This is a genomic window from Fibrella aestuarina BUZ 2, assembly GCF_000331105.1.
Lineage (GTDB): Bacteria > Bacteroidota > Bacteroidia > Cytophagales > Spirosomataceae > Fibrella > Fibrella aestuarina.
The window spans coordinates 4250166-4265449 of the sequence record NC_020054.1; the positions used below are offsets into that span (position 1 = coordinate 4250166).

The 15284-nt window shown below is 58.7% G+C and carries 13 protein-coding genes; 2 read left to right on the forward strand and 11 right to left on the reverse strand.

The genetic code is table 11. From position 1 onward, the window contains the following. Window positions 1-26: 26 nt before the first annotated feature. The 5 genes from FAES_RS17385 to FAES_RS17405 all read right to left on the reverse strand — a co-directional run bounded on the left by FAES_RS17385 (window position 27) and on the right by FAES_RS17405 (window position 5157). The gene (locus FAES_RS17385) at window positions 27-1109 is read right to left on the reverse strand and encodes an alpha/beta hydrolase (RefSeq protein ID WP_015332541.1); all 1083 of its coding nucleotides are present in this window, start codon (window positions 1107-1109) and stop codon (window positions 27-29) included. Window positions 1110-1282: 173 nt separating this feature from the next. Next, the gene (locus FAES_RS17390; RefSeq protein ID WP_015332542.1) at window positions 1283-2416 is read right to left on the reverse strand and encodes an ATP-grasp domain-containing protein; all 1134 of its coding nucleotides are present in this window, start codon (window positions 2414-2416) and stop codon (window positions 1283-1285) included. A 116-nt stretch (window positions 2417-2532) separates the two neighbouring features. Next, window positions 2533-3006 carry a hypothetical protein gene (locus tag FAES_RS17395; protein WP_015332543.1) on the reverse strand — a complete coding sequence of 158 codons (474 nt, stop codon included), beginning with the start codon at window positions 3004-3006 and terminating at the stop codon, window positions 2533-2535. Window positions 3007-3037: 31 nt separating this feature from the next. Next, a complete protein-coding gene (locus FAES_RS17400; RefSeq protein WP_015332544.1) occupies window positions 3038-4171 on the reverse strand; it encodes a lipase family protein in 1134 nt (377 codons plus the stop codon). Between the two features lie 143 nt (window positions 4172-4314). Beyond that, entirely contained in the window at window positions 4315-5157 is an 843-nt protein-coding gene (locus FAES_RS17405) for an AraC family transcriptional regulator (RefSeq protein ID WP_015332545.1), read from the reverse strand. 231 nt (window positions 5158-5388) lie between these two features. Between FAES_RS17405 and FAES_RS17410 the strand changes: the two genes are divergently transcribed. Next, entirely contained in the window at window positions 5389-7884 is a 2496-nt protein-coding gene (locus FAES_RS17410; RefSeq protein ID WP_015332546.1) for a sigma 54-interacting transcriptional regulator, read from the forward strand. A gap of 16 nt (window positions 7885-7900) precedes the next feature. Here the strand turns inward: FAES_RS17410 and FAES_RS17415 are convergent, their stop codons facing one another. The 6 genes from FAES_RS17415 to FAES_RS17440 form a co-directional block, all read right to left on the reverse strand. Beyond that, a complete protein-coding gene (locus FAES_RS17415; protein WP_015332547.1) occupies window positions 7901-10243 on the reverse strand; it encodes a tetratricopeptide repeat-containing sensor histidine kinase in 2343 nt (780 codons plus the stop codon). A gap of 124 nt (window positions 10244-10367) precedes the next feature. After that, window positions 10368-10937, reverse strand: a complete 570-nt coding sequence (locus FAES_RS17420) for an antibiotic biosynthesis monooxygenase (RefSeq protein ID WP_015332548.1) — start codon at window positions 10935-10937, stop codon at window positions 10368-10370. Between the two features lie 68 nt (window positions 10938-11005). Further along, the gene (locus FAES_RS17425; protein ID WP_015332549.1) at window positions 11006-11479 is read right to left on the reverse strand and encodes a Dps family protein; all 474 of its coding nucleotides are present in this window, start codon (window positions 11477-11479) and stop codon (window positions 11006-11008) included. Window positions 11480-11501: 22 nt separating this feature from the next. Continuing rightward, window positions 11502-12506 (reverse strand): type I glyceraldehyde-3-phosphate dehydrogenase, encoded by a 1005-nt coding sequence (locus FAES_RS17430; RefSeq protein ID WP_015332550.1) that lies wholly within the window; start codon window positions 12504-12506, stop codon window positions 11502-11504. Between the two features lie 57 nt (window positions 12507-12563). Continuing rightward, a complete protein-coding gene (locus tag FAES_RS17435; RefSeq protein WP_015332551.1) occupies window positions 12564-13505 on the reverse strand; it encodes a ring-cleaving dioxygenase in 942 nt (313 codons plus the stop codon). A 119-nt stretch (window positions 13506-13624) separates the two neighbouring features. Then, on the reverse strand, window positions 13625-14452 hold the full coding sequence (locus FAES_RS17440) for an alpha/beta fold hydrolase (protein ID WP_015332552.1): 828 nt from the start codon (window positions 14450-14452) through the stop codon (window positions 13625-13627). 377 nt (window positions 14453-14829) lie between these two features. Here FAES_RS17440 and FAES_RS29110 point away from each other — a divergent pair, with 377 nt between their 5' ends. Next, a complete protein-coding gene (locus tag FAES_RS29110) occupies window positions 14830-15246 on the forward strand; it encodes a hypothetical protein (RefSeq protein ID WP_148289391.1) in 417 nt (138 codons plus the stop codon). Window positions 15247-15284: the final 38 nt, after the last annotated feature.

The following is a 15284-nucleotide window of genomic DNA, read 5'->3' on the forward strand; positions in this document are numbered from 1 at the left end:
ACCCGCCAGATCCGCTACGTACCTGACTAAGCGGCGGGTACGGGATCGTCCACGTAATTAAAAAAAAGGTAATCGACGGCGCGGGCAAACTCGCGGCTCCAGCGCCATTCTTCGTGTTTCCCAATCGGGTCCACGCTGATCTGCGTAATGGCGCAGTCGATGTCCGGGCAGTTGAGCGAGTCGTGTACCCGTTGCAGGCTGCTGACCATCGTGGCCGACTCGGCTTCACCGCCATACAGGTATACCCGCACGTAGGGGGGCAGGGGCGTCTGGGCGACCTGTTCGTAAATGCCCGGCGCCACCCAGAGCGAGGGCGAAAACACCAGCCATTTTCCAAATACGTCGGGCCGTAACAAACCCGCATACAGGCTGATGAGCCCGCCCAGCGAACTCCCGCCGATACCCGTGTGCGCCGCGTCGGGTTGGGTTCTGAACTGGGCGTCGATGTAGGGTTTAACCACGTCGGTCAGAAACGCAATGTACTGCTCGCCGTTGCCCCGCCGTCGCAACGTCTTGCCGATCGTAAACTCCGTCAGCCGGGCCGGGCCACCGTGGTCCACCGCCACCACAATCAATTCATGATGACTGCGACTAGCCAGAAGGGCCATGCGCTCTTCCACACTCCAGGAGCCGAACCCTTCACCCGCTCCGATAATGTTCTGCCCGTCGTTGAGGTACAGCACCGGGTATCGTTTCGCCGACGCGTCATAATCGGCGGGTAGCAACACCCGGATACGCCGCGGCGCGTTGGTTTTGGGGTAGGCCAGTGATAGCTCGGTGTAGTTGGGTAGCCAGTTCGGCCGGTACGAGGCCCCATCCCACTGCCAGAGCGGCACAAAATCGGTGAGCTGATCGACGCCGCGGGGCGCCAGCCGGTTGGGTCGGGCTTCGCCCAGTGCATTCAGTTCGATGCTGCCTTCGCCTCCCCGGTAATATTTGTATTCGATGGGGTCAGGCCAGGTTTCGTCGACGGGCAGGTCGATGCTGTACTGATTATCGCCGATAGGCTGAAGCTGCAAGGCGTCGATGTCGAGAGCCCAATTGCAAAAATTACCGGTCAGGTACACAGGTCGATCATCCTGAGCCGGGCTAGTTACTGTAAAGCGCATGATTGAAGCAAGAGGAAGCAATGGTTGCTACCTCATCAACCAATTTGGTAACACTTTGTCTTTACAAAACGAACAACGGGGACGTACCTGACACTCGCCAGGTACGTCCCCGTTGTTCGTAAACCGTTTTTCTAACCCTATACTGTTTTTGAAACCGTATAGGGTTGATCCGCCTACTTCTTGCCTTTTTTCTCCGCTTTCGGCTTATCGGCCTTCGGTTCGTCGGCTTTCTTGGCGGCTTTAGGCGCTTTTTTATCGGCCTTCTTTTCGGGGGCCATCGCCTTATCTTCCTGAATGGCCTCGCCTATCGCTGCCTTCGGCGCTTTGGCTGGCTTGTCGGTGCTGACCGATTGCAGGCCGGTGCCACCCACCGAACCCCGCACAAACATACCCCAGGTGAGGTTGTCTTTGCCCGCCTGCACGCGTTTGGCCCGCTCGATCGCCATGTTGGCCGCTGCTTCCACGACCCAGTCGAAATTGGCCTGCCCCACCGAGTTGATGTCGGCGTCGGGGGCCGGATTGCAGAAATCAATCGCGATAGGAATGCCGTCGCGCACCGCAAATTCAACCGTATTGAAATCATAGCCGAGGCCGTGGTTGAGCTTCAGCACGTAGTCGGTCATGGTCTCGATGAGCTTCTTGCCCGCGTCGCCGGTCGTTTTCATCTCGGTGGCGTAGCGCAGATGGTGCGGGTTGCGCGGCTCGTAGGGCATGATCCGCACGTCTTTCCCGCCGATGCAGTAGCAGCGGAAGTAATCGGTGAAGTCGATCGCCTCCTGGTAGAGCATCACCAGTTGGCCCGTTTCGTCGTAAGCCCGGAACATCTCCTCGGCATTGTCGACTTTATACACGTTTTTCCAGCCACCACCCGAGTGAGGCTTCATAAACGCCGGAAAGCCGATCCGCTCAAAAATGGCGTTCCAGTCCATGTGTTGCAGGTTTGAGAACGACTCATGCCGCGTATCGTCGGGACGGTGTTTCGACGGCAACAGAACGGTCTTCGGAACCGGCACGCCCAGCTGGGTCGCCAGCGCGTTATTGAAAAACTTTTCGTCGGCACTCCACCAGAACGGGTTGTTGACGACGGCGGTACCCATGAGGGCGGCGTTTTTCAGAAAAGCTTTGTAGAAGGGTACATCCTGCGAGATACGGTCGATGATGACGGCGTAGTCGGTAGCCACGCCCTGCTCTACGCGATCGATCGACACCGGCTCGGCTACAAAATCAGACTGTTTCTGATTGACGCGCTCAATAAAGGCGTATGGAAACGAGCGCTCCATACCGAAAAGGATACCAATTTTTTTCATATGCAATGCGATTTGGTTGGCGTAAAAATAGGAATGTCAGGCACGCATCCCAGCATTGGCAACCGGATGTCTACCGAATAGCCAACAATTTGGTGTACGGCCCTGCATGGGTAGGTTCAGCGCGGGCAGTCGGTGGGTGTAAGCCGCAGCGTCGAGGTGAAGGCCAGTTTGGTGCGGTCAGCAAAGACCTGTTGGCCGTTCTGCTCAGCCACCGGCCCATAACCTTCCACCAGCGCATCGGCCTGCTTCAGAAAAGCAACCTCCCGCACCGACTCAATCCCCTCCGACTGGAAGGTATACCGCGCCAGCAGCGTATCGCCACGCATACGACCGCGCAGCGTGCCGATGTTCTGGTCTTTTTCGGCCAGTTTATACGTCAGCTCGCCGGTTAAGCTATCGCCCTGCGGCAGCAGCGTCAGCCGGACGGTATCCCGCGCCGAGACGTAGGCGTAGCATTGCTGAGCCTGTGGCGCAGATGCCGGAGTTGCGGCCGATGAGTCGGCGGTTGTTTCGGTCTGGTTTGCCGGACGGCTCTGGCAACCGGCCAGCCCGATCAGGCAGGTGATAGCGGCTAAAAATTGGCTGTTCATACGTTTTGGGGCAACCGATGCACCACCCGGCTTATCGACCCGCCGCGGTAGGCGGCTGATGCAGCAGCTGGGTTTCGGTCAGGTAGAGATAGGGCGGATGAAAATGATGGGTGAAAATTTTCTCTTTGCTGTCGGGGAAACGCTGATAGTAGGCCGAATCGGCGCGCAACACGATGAACGTACCCGTGCGGACGTAGTGGTTGCTGTTGTAATAATTCGGGGCAACGTACCCATTGAGGTTCTTGCTCACGGTTTTCGACGCGATCGACCCCAGGTACTTCTGGTAATTGCGCTGCGCTTTCAGAGCGGGCTTGGTCAGGCTGTTGTAGACCGACTTCAGCACGATCCGGTTCAGCAGTTTTTGCTTTTTGATGAGGCCCGGCGCGCCCTGAAAGGGATTTGTCGTGTTGAAATCGTTGACGGTCTGAATCGACAGCGGGACTTCGGGCACCCAGTCGGCTGAGTTGATCACGTTGTAAGCCCAGCCGTCCTGCGTCTGCGCCTCGTAGTCATAGGCAAAATACAGATTGCCCGGTTTGGGCCCGGCGCTGCAATACGTCTTGAACCGGATATCGGCGGGGAGCTTGCCTTGTTTTTGCAGCGCATAGAGGTGTGCCGTGAGCAGGTAGGCGATGGCCCCACCCTGGCTGTGCCCGACGATGAGCATGTTTTTCACGCCCTTCCGGTAGCTCGAATCGATCCGGGGCAGGATGTCTTTGCTCAGAAAGGCCGTGCTGACGAGCCACCCCACGTGCACCGCGGCCTTCGGATTCTGGGCGAGTTCGTAGACGAATTTATCGGTATCGCTCAATTGCAGTTTTCCTTTCGCCGGTACCATGGCCGCGTAAAAATTAGCCAGCCAGCTCACGCTGTTGGCGGTGGTGCCGCGCAGGCTGATCACCGCCGTCTGGGCGTTGTCGGTCCAGAGGTCCCACCGGTTATCGAGGCCCATGATGGGCGAGCGGTACACGAGCTTGTAGCGTTGCGGCACCGGGAAGCTCGCCACGTAGGCCGAATCGCCGAAGCGGGCCGACACTTTCAGCAGTTCAACGTATTCGGCGACATCAAACCCAGGTTTGAGCGATTGGGCAGCGGCGCCTCGACCAAACCAAACTGCAAGCAGGACGACTACGTACCTGCTCATCAACCGGAAAGCGTGTTGCATGGCGTTGGGACATCAGGGGTGAAAGGCAGGCAACAGCGCAGGCATTCAGTCGTGGATCAACAACGAATTAGTTAGCCACCAAAGCGGACCATTGCGCGTTTTACACGCAACAAAATGACTACGCTTTTGTTTTGCCCCAACGCCTACGCCGACAGGCCCTGCCGGTAGAACGTGGGCGTATGGTTGTACTGGCGCTTGAACTGTTTATTGAGGTGACACACGTCGGCAAAGCCAAATTCGTCGGCAATCTGAGCAATCGTCAGGGAGGTGTGCCGAAGTTTCAGGGCCACCAGTTTGAGCTTATGCCGGATAATGAACTGCTGCATGGAATCGCCGACCTGTTGCCGGAACAACGCCCGCAGATGACCAGGCGAATAGTTGAATTCGTCGGCAATGGTATCGATGCGTAACCGCTGCGGTTCGCTGATATGCTGACTGATGTAGGCAATCACGCGCCGGGTTATGTCCGACGAAAACGTGGGCTGAACGGGCGCCGCCACGCCGCGTTGTGCGACCAACCGATCGACCAGACTGAATAGCGTTTTCATCACCCCTTCCACAACGGGATTGCCCGTCAGCGGCCGGCGGCTGCGCTCTTCCGACAGCAAAATGGCGATCAGCGCCCCCAGGTTGGCCCTCTCCGTCGCGTCGGTGGTAACGGCCTCCCGACTCCGCCACGCAGCCGGGTCGAGACAGGTCCACCCCGGCCGGTCTGTCGGCAGCAGGGTGTTGACGAACGCGGGCGAAAACGAGAGCCAGTAGCCAGTCGTTGGTTGCGTAACCTGAAACTGGTAAGCCTCCCGGATTCCGATCAGGAACAGATCGCCCGCGCGGTAGGCAAACGGATTGCCATTGACGGCACCGTAGCCTTCGCCCGTTTGCACCAGAATGAGGCTGTAGCAATCGGCCGGTTCGGCGGGCCGGCTGTACGGATCCAGGTCGAGGTGTTGAATAGACAGAATGTCTTGTTGAGCAGCATCTTTCATGGGTTGAGATCGGTTGTAGTTGATTACCGACGTACCCCTCTCGAATTCAGTGCCAGCCCGAAACGGCGCCACAAATCATAACACAACCCATTGACAATAAGTACATTACATCGACACACCAGCGACCAGATAAGCTCCAATATATTGGAGACTCCAATATATTGGAGTCACTCGATGGAGTTGACCGGGAATAGTACCTTTACGGGTCGTCAACGTTAACGGAACGTACCCATGTCTGTTCTTGAACCGCCCGCCCTGCCCTCGTTGCTGATCGTGGAGGATGAGTTTTTGATTGCCAACGATTTACGGCGCATACTGACAAAAGCCGGTTACCGGATCGAAGGCATTGCCGGGTCGGTCGAGGAAGCCAAAACAAAACTGGTCAGCCAGCGAACTGACATCGTCCTGCTCGATATTTTTCTGGCTGGCCCCGAGACAGGCATCGACCTGGCCCACTGGCTCAACAAACAGGCGATTCCCTTTGTGTTTCTGTCGGCCAACCTGACCGACAGCCTGCTGGAAGCGGCCAAGGTGACGCAGCCGTTTGGTTACCTGACCAAACCCTTCCGGGAAAAAGATGTGCTCTCGACGCTCGAAATTGCCCGGTATCGCCACGCCCACAGCGAAGAAGCCAAACTGCGTGAGCAGCAACAGATTCAGATTGCCGTCAACAACGCCAGTATTCACATTCAGGACCGCGAACAGTTTTGCCTCGCCATCGCCGATCAGATCAATCAGTTCGTGCCGTTCGCCTTCATCACCCTCCGTATTGGCCTGCTCGACGACTCCACGTTCTACTGGCTGATGCTGCGCAAAACAGGCGATCATGCGTTCAGCCGGGTCAATCCGGGCACTTTGCTGGGCGCTGACGAGCCGTTGCTGGAAAAACTCGATCCGGAAGCCCCCGACCAGCCGGGCTTGTTCAGCGGCGGCGCCTTCGATCAGCTTTGCCAGACCAACGTGCTGGCGCGGGCCTGTCGGGATACGTTCGGCGTGCGGTCGCTGGCCCAGTTTTCCATCCCCCTGACGCGCAACGCCATCACGACCCTGACGCTGGCACGTACCCAGCGCGATGGGTTTACGGCGAAAGACTACCAGACGGTCAGCCTGATTTGCCCCCAGATTGCCCTGACGCTGGATAACCTGCTGGCCTATGAAGAACTCGACCGGCGGCGGCAGATCAAGTCCATCGAACTGGCCATTGCCAACGCCTTTCGGAGCGGGGGGAGCCTGGATGCGATGCTGGCGCTGGTGGCCGACGCCATCAACGAGTTGCTGCCCGCGGATTTCCTGGGACTCTATCGCGCCGAACGGCAGCCACCTGCCGGGAGCGGAAAACTGCATGCGGTGCAAAAAAATGGCGGGCGGTTTGCGCCCCTCGACCTGCAATCGGTGCGGCTGGGCACCCCCATCAGTCCGTCGGCCCGTGATGCTGCACTGACGGCGCTACGTACCTGTCTGACCAAGCCCACGCTGAACGTCGGCTTTCAGTTTACCGATCAGGCCGCCGATAACCTGCTGGTCGAGTTGTACCGAAAGGAACTGGGCCTGCAATCGGTGCTATACGTACCTGTTTTCATCAGCGAACAACCCGCCGCCTCGCTCATACTGGCCAGTAAATCGCCCTACGCCTTTACCTATAAAGACCTCCACACCTTGCAGGACATCAGCGTTCAGATGGCGCTGGCGCTGGATAACGTGCTGGCGTTTGAGCGTATCAACAGGCTGAGCGAGCGGCTGGAGCAGGAAAAGACGTACCTGACCGAAGAAATCAGAACCAGCAACAACTTTGGGGAACTGATTGGCAACAGCCCCGCCATGACGCACCTGTTCACGACCATCGATCAGGTCGCCCCCACCGAAGCGACCGTGCTGATTCTGGGTGAAACCGGGACGGGCAAAGAACTCGTAGCCCGCGCCGTACACAACCTCTCAACCCGACGAGCACGTACCATCGTCAAAATAAATTGTGCCGCTTTACCCGCACAACTTATCGAATCCGAGCTGTTTGGCCACGAACGGGGCAGCTTCACGGGCGCCACCGAAAAGCGCATCGGCAAGTTTGAGCTGGCCAGCGGCGGTACGTTGTTTCTGGACGAAATTGGCGAGCTACCGCTTGAGCTACAGGCCAAGCTGCTGCGGGCGATTCAGGAACGGGAAATCGAGCGCATCGGCGGAAAAGGCCCCATCCGCATCGACGTGCGGATTATTGCCGCCACCAATCGGAACCTACAGCAGGAGGTCGCCGAAGGCCGTTTCCGGTCCGATCTGTATTACCGGCTGAATGTATTTCCCATCGTGGTGCCGCCCCTGCGGGAGCGAACCGACGATATTCAGCCGCTGGCCCTGCATTTTCTGCAACGCACCGCCAAAAAACTCGGCAAGGTGCTGACGGGTATTGCCAACGATACCATGCAGCAGTTGATGACCTACGCCTGGCCGGGAAACATCCGGGAGCTGGAACACGTATTGGAGCGGGCCGCGATCCTGTCCCGATCAACCACGCTGACCCTGGCCGAACCGCTGCGGTCGCTCCCCACCGTCGATGAGCCGCGCGGTAGTGACTCAGGCCCGGTGCAACCCATCGACGACACCATGCGCGCGGCGATTCTGGGGGCGCTGGCCAAATCGGGTGGCCGGATTCGGGGCGCGGGCGGAGCGGCCGAACTGCTGCACCTGAAACCCACCACGCTGGAAGCCCGGATGAAGAAGCTGGGCATTAGCTAACGGCCGCCAGCAAGCCCTACGGCAACGCCGGTTCGGGCTTCCTGGCGGTATTGAACTCCAGCCGTATCCGCACCCCCGATTCCTGATCAATGTGTAGTTGCCCCCCAATCTGCCGGCTCAGCCCCTGAATCATCGTTAGGCCCAGCGTGTTCGTTTGGGTGGGGTCGAAGCCGGGGGGCAGCCCCACGCCATTATCCTCAATCAGTAACCGGCAGGTTTGCCCAGTCACCGGTTGCAGGCTGATTGCGATTATGCCCGGCCTGTCGGCACCATAGGGAGGGCTGGGGAATGCGTATTTCAGCGAGTTGGTCACGGCTTCGTTGATGATCAGGCCAAGGGGCGTTGCCAGATTCACGTCGATCTGGATCGGCGCCACCGTCAGCTCCGTCCGGACGGCTGGCTCACTGTTAAACGATTCCAGCAGGTAAGTAACGACCTCGCTGATGTACGCAGCCATATCCACCGTCGACAGGCGCGCCGACTGGTACAGCTTCTGATGAATCAATGCCATGGCCTGCACCCGGTTCTGACTCTCCCGGATCGCAGCCAGCGCGGTTGCATCGTGGAGGTAGTCAGACTGAGCGTTCAGCAGGCTGGAGATGACCTGCAGGTTGTTTTTTACGCGGTGATGAATCTCCTTCAGCATCCACTCTTTTTCCACCAGCAGCTCCTCTTTCTGGGCCACCATCTGTTCGAGCGACTTATTCTTCTGGTCGATTTCGCCCTGTTTGGCTTCCAGTAGCTGGTTGCTTCGTTGTTTGAGCCGAAACCGGTTGTAGCTCACCCCCAGCAGGCCAACCAGCAACAGCCCACCCACCAGCAGGGCATTTCGGGTGGTCTGGGCTCGTTTCAGCGCCAGTTGCTGTAGTTCGCTCTGCTTGGATAACAGGGCGATGTTCTGCTCTTTCTCCCGGGTATCGTACTGAATCTGCAACTGCGTGAGTTGCTTGCTTTTGGCTTCGTTGAAGAGCGAATCGTTGAAGGTTTTGTACTGCTGCAGGTGCTGAATGGCCGCCAGGTAATTACCCTGGGCCGAGTCGACCTTGAACAGCATGAAGTGAATGTCTTTCAACGTCGACAGGGCCTTTTTCTGCGGCAGGATCGTCAGGGCGTTGGTCAGGTAGAAGCGGGCCTCCCGGTATTTTTTTTGCCGGACGTAGAACGTACCCAGCTCCTGCCTGATTTGCAGCGACCCTTCAAAATCAAGCTTGTTCTGCTCGTACCAGTACAGCGATTGCCGGTAATACCGCTCGGCCAGGGCGTAGTTGCCCAGCGCCTCATAGCAGTAGGCCAGGTTTTGAGCCACGCAGCCTTTCTGGATGATCGTGTTCGTCGGAATGTCGGCAACCAGTTGCTGAAAAAAGCGGAGTGCCTCGTCGGGTTTCTGTTGCGCTATCAGGTCTTTGGCAATCAGGCCCGCAGCGTAGAACATGGCAAAATTGGGCAGGCGCTCCTGACGCCAGGCGGCGAGCGACTTTTTCCGCCACTCAATGCTCTTCGGGTGGTTGCCAGCCTCGTCGTACATCTGCGCCAGATCACCGTAGAAAGCCGCCGCTGAGGCCGTATCGGCCGTTTTTTTCATGCTCTCCACGCACAGCAGTGCGTAGCGGAACCCCTCGTTGAGATCGCCCTTCAGCCGCCCGATCATCGACAGCAGGTTGTAGGTGTAATGGAGCTTCGGGTAGCCGATGGCTTTGTAGCGGTTCAGCACGGTCAGCAGTTCCAATTCGGCCAGCGCCAGATTGCCCTGGTATAAATGGGTAACCCCAATCTCCTTCAGCGCGTTGATTTCCTCGACCGGGTTGCGCAGGGAGCGGTAGAGCGCGGCCACCCGGTTAAACTGCGTCAGCACGGCGACGGAGTCGGGTGCGTAATTCCGCAGCCAGATACCGAACCGGTACCGGGCAATGGCTTCCCCCTCCGTATCGCCCGACCGCTGGCAGTCGGTAATTAGCTTCGCAAAACGGGACCGGCCGGAAACGGTTTGGCCCCCTTCCAGATCGGCAACAATGAACAGGCTTTGCGTTTCGTGCTGCCGGGCAAGCAGATGGAGCGAATCGCTCAGTTTTTGGGCCGCCCGGAGGTACATACGGCTACTGTCCAGATCGACTTTGGACTCGCCGGGCTTGTAGATATGAAATTTGCTCAGCGCCAGCAAAATCGCTAACCGCTTCGCATCGGGCTGGCTCGTTCTGAGGTCGGCGAGTAAGTTGTTTACCTGCTGCCGGTTTATGTTTTGCCCGCAGGCCAGCCGGGTAAACAGCGCCACCAACAGCAACGTACCCAGCAGCCGGTACCCAGCGCGACGCGGTCGGCTGTTGGCTCGTCGATAACGAAAGTTGCTTGCCCCTGACCCCATAGGCTCTTTTTTTGTAGGCAGACGAATCCGGAACGCTGCACCCTGTCTGCAACGAAGAGCAGTCTCTCCCAAAGATACGCCGATTCAGGCGGCAAGTGCGTGACGCGGTCCGCCCCTGACGCGCTCAGGGTTTGTACAGCCAGCGCGCGACGAGCGGGACGTAGCGGGGCATGACAACGAACGTCATCAGGGCCACGATAAGCGCGCTCGTCAGGAAGGCCCGAACCACCGGAATGGCCAGCAATGGGACGACGTCGATAACCGGAGCGAGCAACTGCGGAACCAGGAACGAGAGCGGAAAAATGGCCGACAATGTGATCAGAAACTGTTTGTAGGGCGGCGCAACCGGCTGGCTCCGGGGCGGTGTAAACCAGAACTCCAGCCCCGTCCGGATGTCGATTTGCTCGTCTTCATTCAGGAACGGCCGCACCTTGTCGACCAACTGCTTGCGCGTGTCCGACTCCAGCCAGTTGCGCAGATTCGTTTCCGAATCAAAATGCAGCACAATCGTGTACTCGCCGCTGTGCCCATGCGGACGGATTACGTTCACCCCCCGATGCCCCGTTGCTGCCTGCGCCACCGGCACGATCGCCCGCAACCAGTTTTCGTAGGCCTCAACGTGCTGCTTGTAAGGCCGCTGAATGATGATCGTGGTAACGGCGCTATCCGCGCTGATCGAAATGCCCGGCTTCATGTGAACCTGTTTATACGTACCTGATCGGGTTGTAGACGCGTTTGTCCGTTAATGGCCGCGCCCCTGGTTTAGTTCAGATGCGCCCGCAGCATCCAGGCCATTTTTTCGTGGGTCGCCATCAGCCCCGTCACAAAATCGCTTGTACCGGCGTCGTGGTGCGCGTCCTGAAACTCGCGGATCGTGCCCCGGATAAACGCGATGATGGCTTCGTGGTCGTTAAGTAGGCTGGCTATCAGGCTGCGGCTGTCGGTTCCACCGGCCTCCTGCTCGGTAAGGTGCGTCAGTTGCAGTACCTTTTGCAGCGTGGCGGGGGCGTAATGATCCAGTTGCCGGATGCGCTCGGCCACGCTGTCGACCAGGGTAAGCGACTGGTTGTAGAGGTCCTCGAAATAAACGTGGACGGCGTGAAAATCAATACCTTCCAGGTTCCAGTGTGCATGGAGCGTTTTGGTAAAAAGCACAAATTCGTCGGCCAGCAGTTTGGCCAGTTCGTGGGCTACGATTTCACGGTTTTCTGCCGTGATGCCGATGTTGGGTTTCATACGAATAGAGCGGACTGGTGATTTAATGAATCCGGTCGGCGAAATAAGCCGCGACCTCGGCCAGGCGGTTAGAGAACCCCCATTCGTTGTCGTACCAGGCCGCAATCGACAGGAGTTTTCCTTCGCTGGCCGTCAGCGGCAGGTCGACGATCGACGAGTGCGGATCCCCCACAATCCGCGACGACGCCCACTCGTCGTCCAGCACATCGAGCACGCCTTTGAGCGGCCCCTCGGCCGCGGCCCGGCGGAAGGCATCGTTGACCTCCTGCACCGTACAGTCCCGTTCGGTGAGCAGGTTCAGTTCGGCAATGCTGCCGGTGCGCGTGGGTACGCGGTACGCTTTGCCGGTGATCCGAAGGTCTTTCCAGATGAATTGTAACGCCCGGGCGGCTCCCGACGAGGAGGGAATGATGTTTTCGGCGGCGGCCCACGAATCGCGCCGGTCTTTCATAGGCTGATCCGTCAGCGACTGCGAATTCGTGTACGAATGCACCGTCGAGAACAGCCCATACTGAATGCCGAAGTTGTCGAGCATGACCTTCACCACGGCCGCCAGTGCGTTGGTGGTGCAACTACCCATGCTGATGATCCGATGCTTGGCGGGGTCGAAACTGTCGAGGTTGATGCCTTTCAGCAACACGGCGTCGCAGTCGGCCAGGGTTTTGCTGGGCGCGCTGATCAGCACGTGCCGGGCGCCCCGGTCCAGGTGTACCTGCGCGCCCGCCCGCGTCGTGGCGCGACCGGTGCAGTCGACCACCAGATCGACGCCCAGCGCCCCCCAGTCAGGTACGTCCTTCGCCGAGTTGTAATACGCGATGTCGTGTTCACCGACGCGGAGCTTTCCCGGCTCGCCCGACACGCGTTCGGGCCATCGCCCGTAATTGGTATCGACGGCAAACAACGCTGCCAGCGTGGGTTCGTCCCGAATATCAGCGATGGCGACGGGAACAAACAGCTTTTGCTGCAAGCCAATGCGTAGAAACTGCCGCCCGATGCGGCCAAAGCCGTACAAACCGATGGTTGCCATTGGGTAAGTGCGTGTTTAAAATGAGTATATCAACGGGGTGATGCGGTACGGGTGGGCCTACATCGTTTTCAGCACGGGCAGTGCCTTTTCGATGCGGCTTCGCGAGGCTTCGTACTGTCTGGGCAGTTTGAGGTGGTTGCCCAGTTCGGCGAGCGGTTCGTCGACCGTGAAACCGGGATTGTCGGTGGCGATTTCAAACAGCACGCCCCCCGGTTCGCGGAAGTAGAGCGAGAAGAAATAATCACGGTCGATTTTGGGCGTGATCTGCAAGCCACTGGCCAGAATCTTCTCCCGGAATTCCATATGAACCGTCTCGTTGGCCACCCGAAACGCAACGTGGTGGTTCGTGCCGGCGGCATTGCGACCCACGGGCCCGTCGGGTTCCTCCAGCAAATCGACAATGGCGGCCTCAGGTACGTTGTCGGTTTGAAACCGGTAGCGGTTGCCTTCCTGCCCCAGTAGCCGGTACCCGAACATATCGGTCAGTGCCTTCGCCGTGGCGTCTATCTGTTGCAACGTGAGCGTCACGCTGTGGAAGCCACGCGTGGCCATATCCGGCTTGATGGCGTCGGTTTCCCAGGCGGGCCGGCTATCGGGCTGTTTCGGCACGATAAGCGTGAAAGCCAGCCCGTCGGGGTCGGTAAAAGGCAAATACTGTTCGCCGAATCGCTCGGATTGTTCGCCCATGGCAACGTTGGCGTCGCGAAACCGGCCAACCCAGTTGTCCAGACTGTCGGTCGGCACTGAGTAGCCGATTTCGGTAGCCATGCCCACGCCGTTGCGGCCCGGCCCGATGCCTTCCCAGGGGAAGAAGGTCAGGATGGTGCCGGGCGTACCGGTCTCGTTGCCGTAATAGAAATGATAGGTGGTGGGGTCATCGAAATTGACCGTTCGTTTCACCATGCGCAGCCCCAGCACATGTGTGTAGAAATCGTAGTTGCGCTGCGCGTTGTTGGCAATGGCCGTGATGTGGTGCAGGCCTAAAATAGATGGATTCATAGCGAAAAACCGACGGGGTATGGCACCCGCCCGCGATGGTTGTAAGGGTTGGTTCAGGAAGCCAACCCCCACCCTGATATATGGAGCGGGGGTTGGCAGGGGCACATTCCGTAAACGGGTTACGACTCCGACTCGATGAAGGCCAGCAGATCGGCGTTGATCGTGGCCGCTTCGGTCGTGGGCATCCCGTGCGGGAAGCCGGGATAGGTAATCAGCCGGCCGTTCTGGAGAAGCTTAATCGCTTTGTGGGCCGTGGTGAGAATGGGAACGATCTGGTCATCCTCGCCGTGCATCACCAGAACCGGTACGTCGATCTGTTTGAGATCCTCGGTGAAGTCGGTTTCGGAAAAGGCCTTTATGCCGTAGTAATGCGCGTTGATACCCCCCATCATGGCCTGCCGCCACCAGTTATCCCGGACACCCTGCAACGGCGTCGCGTTGGGGCGATTGAAGCCGTAGAAGGGCATGGTAAATTCATAAAAATACTGGGGGCGTTGAGCCGCCGTGTTTTGCCGAATCTCGTCGAACACCGACATCGGCACGCCATCGGGATTGGCGTCGGTGACGACCATTATCGGCGTAACCGCACTGATCAGCACGGCTTTGGCCACGCGCCCCTGCCCGTATTTGGCTACGTACCGTGCGACTTCACCGCCCCCGGTCGAGTGGCCGATGTGGATGGCGTCTTTCAGATCGAGAAATTCCACCAGTTCGGCGGCATCGGCGGCGTAGGTGTCGATATCGTGTCCGTCGGTCGTTTGCGACGAACGCCCGTGCCCCCGGCGATCGTGCGCCACCACCCGATAGCCGTGCATCAGGAAAAAGATCATCTGGGCGTCCCAGTCGTCGCAGGATAAGGGCCAGCCATGATGGAAAACAACGGGTTGGCCCGATCCCCAGTCTTTGTAATAAATTTCCGTACCGTCTTTGGTCTTTAGCGTAGGCATAGTTCGTCGTGTTTACTTGGTTAGTGACTCGCGCAGCGGCTCTGTCCGTGGCGTTTTACGAAACCAAAGTTGGCAGGAAGCCACCGGCTCCGCGCGGTACGAATCGACGATTATGCGGTACGTTCAGCAGTTCTTGACGGCACCAGACCAGCCCGGCCCAGCCACGTACCTGACCGACGGGGAGGCATAGCTCTTTGGGCCGCCTGACGCCCGCCCTTCAGGCCGTACGGTTGGTTTGACAGCCCACCCCAAACACTTGGTCTGGCCTTCAGTTCATGCCAATACGTTCTGACACCCTTATACTCTATCGGGTTCAGGGGAATCAACAAACTAAGCCAATTTTCACAACAAAACCGGGTTCGACACCTCAGCGTACTATGCAAATGATGATCAAAATGTATTCGCCTGACGACATGGGTGGCGCCAGTGGACTGGGTAGCGGTAGCGGGCTGGGCGGCAGCACCGACGGCACGGGTATGGGTAGTGGCGGCGGAAGCACGACGTCGGGCGACAGCAGTGCCATGGGTAACGGCGGCATGGGCAACACCGTTGGCCTCGACGAAGGCGGCCTGGGTACGGGCATGTCGTCGGGGATGGGTAGCGGCGGATCGATGGACGACTCGGGCGACATTGGCGGATCAACCAGCAGCCTGAACGACGACGACATCAGCGACACGGGATCGGGTGCGTCGTCGGGCGACGGTACCGATTCGGGCAGCACAGGTACATCCGACATGGATGTGGCTGACACCGACGACGATTCCGACGGCACATCGGCCAGCCGTGGGATGTAGACGCGGGTTCCCAATAACGCCAACAGGCCCGCCTACGC

Bases quoted from the DNA above. Each gene is read 5' to 3' on its own strand.
- FAES_RS17435 (WP_015332551.1), bottom strand. From the start codon at position 13,505: ATGAATCCATCTATTTTAGGCCTGCACCACATCACGGCCATTGCCAAC.
- FAES_RS17390 (WP_015332542.1), bottom strand. From the start codon at position 2,416: ATGAAAAAAATTGGTATCCTTTTCGGTATGGAGCGCTCGTTTCCATAC.
- FAES_RS17405 (WP_015332545.1), bottom strand. From the start codon at position 5,157: ATGAAAGATGCTGCTCAACAAGACATTCTGTCTATTCAACACCTCGAC.
- FAES_RS17400 (WP_015332544.1), bottom strand. From the start codon at position 4,171: ATGCAACACGCTTTCCGGTTGATGAGCAGGTACGTAGTCGTCCTGCTT.
- FAES_RS17440 (WP_015332552.1), bottom strand. From the start codon at position 14,452: ATGCCTACGCTAAAGACCAAAGACGGTACGGAAATTTATTACAAAGAC.
- FAES_RS17430 (WP_015332550.1), bottom strand. From the start codon at position 12,506: ATGGCAACCATCGGTTTGTACGGCTTTGGCCGCATCGGGCGGCAGTTT.
- FAES_RS17395 (WP_015332543.1), bottom strand. From the start codon at position 3,006: ATGAACAGCCAATTTTTAGCCGCTATCACCTGCCTGATCGGGCTGGCC.
- FAES_RS17410 (WP_015332546.1), top strand. From the start codon at position 5,389: ATGTCTGTTCTTGAACCGCCCGCCCTGCCCTCGTTGCTGATCGTGGAG.
- FAES_RS17415 (WP_015332547.1), bottom strand. From the start codon at position 10,243: ATGGGGTCAGGGGCAAGCAACTTTCGTTATCGACGAGCCAACAGCCGA.
- FAES_RS17385 (WP_015332541.1), bottom strand. From the start codon at position 1,109: ATGCGCTTTACAGTAACTAGCCCGGCTCAGGATGATCGACCTGTGTAC.
- FAES_RS17425 (WP_015332549.1), bottom strand. From the start codon at position 11,479: ATGAAACCCAACATCGGCATCACGGCAGAAAACCGTGAAATCGTAGCC.
- FAES_RS29110 (WP_148289391.1), top strand. From the start codon at position 14,830: ATGCAAATGATGATCAAAATGTATTCGCCTGACGACATGGGTGGCGCC.
- FAES_RS17420 (WP_015332548.1), bottom strand. From the start codon at position 10,937: ATGAAGCCGGGCATTTCGATCAGCGCGGATAGCGCCGTTACCACGATC.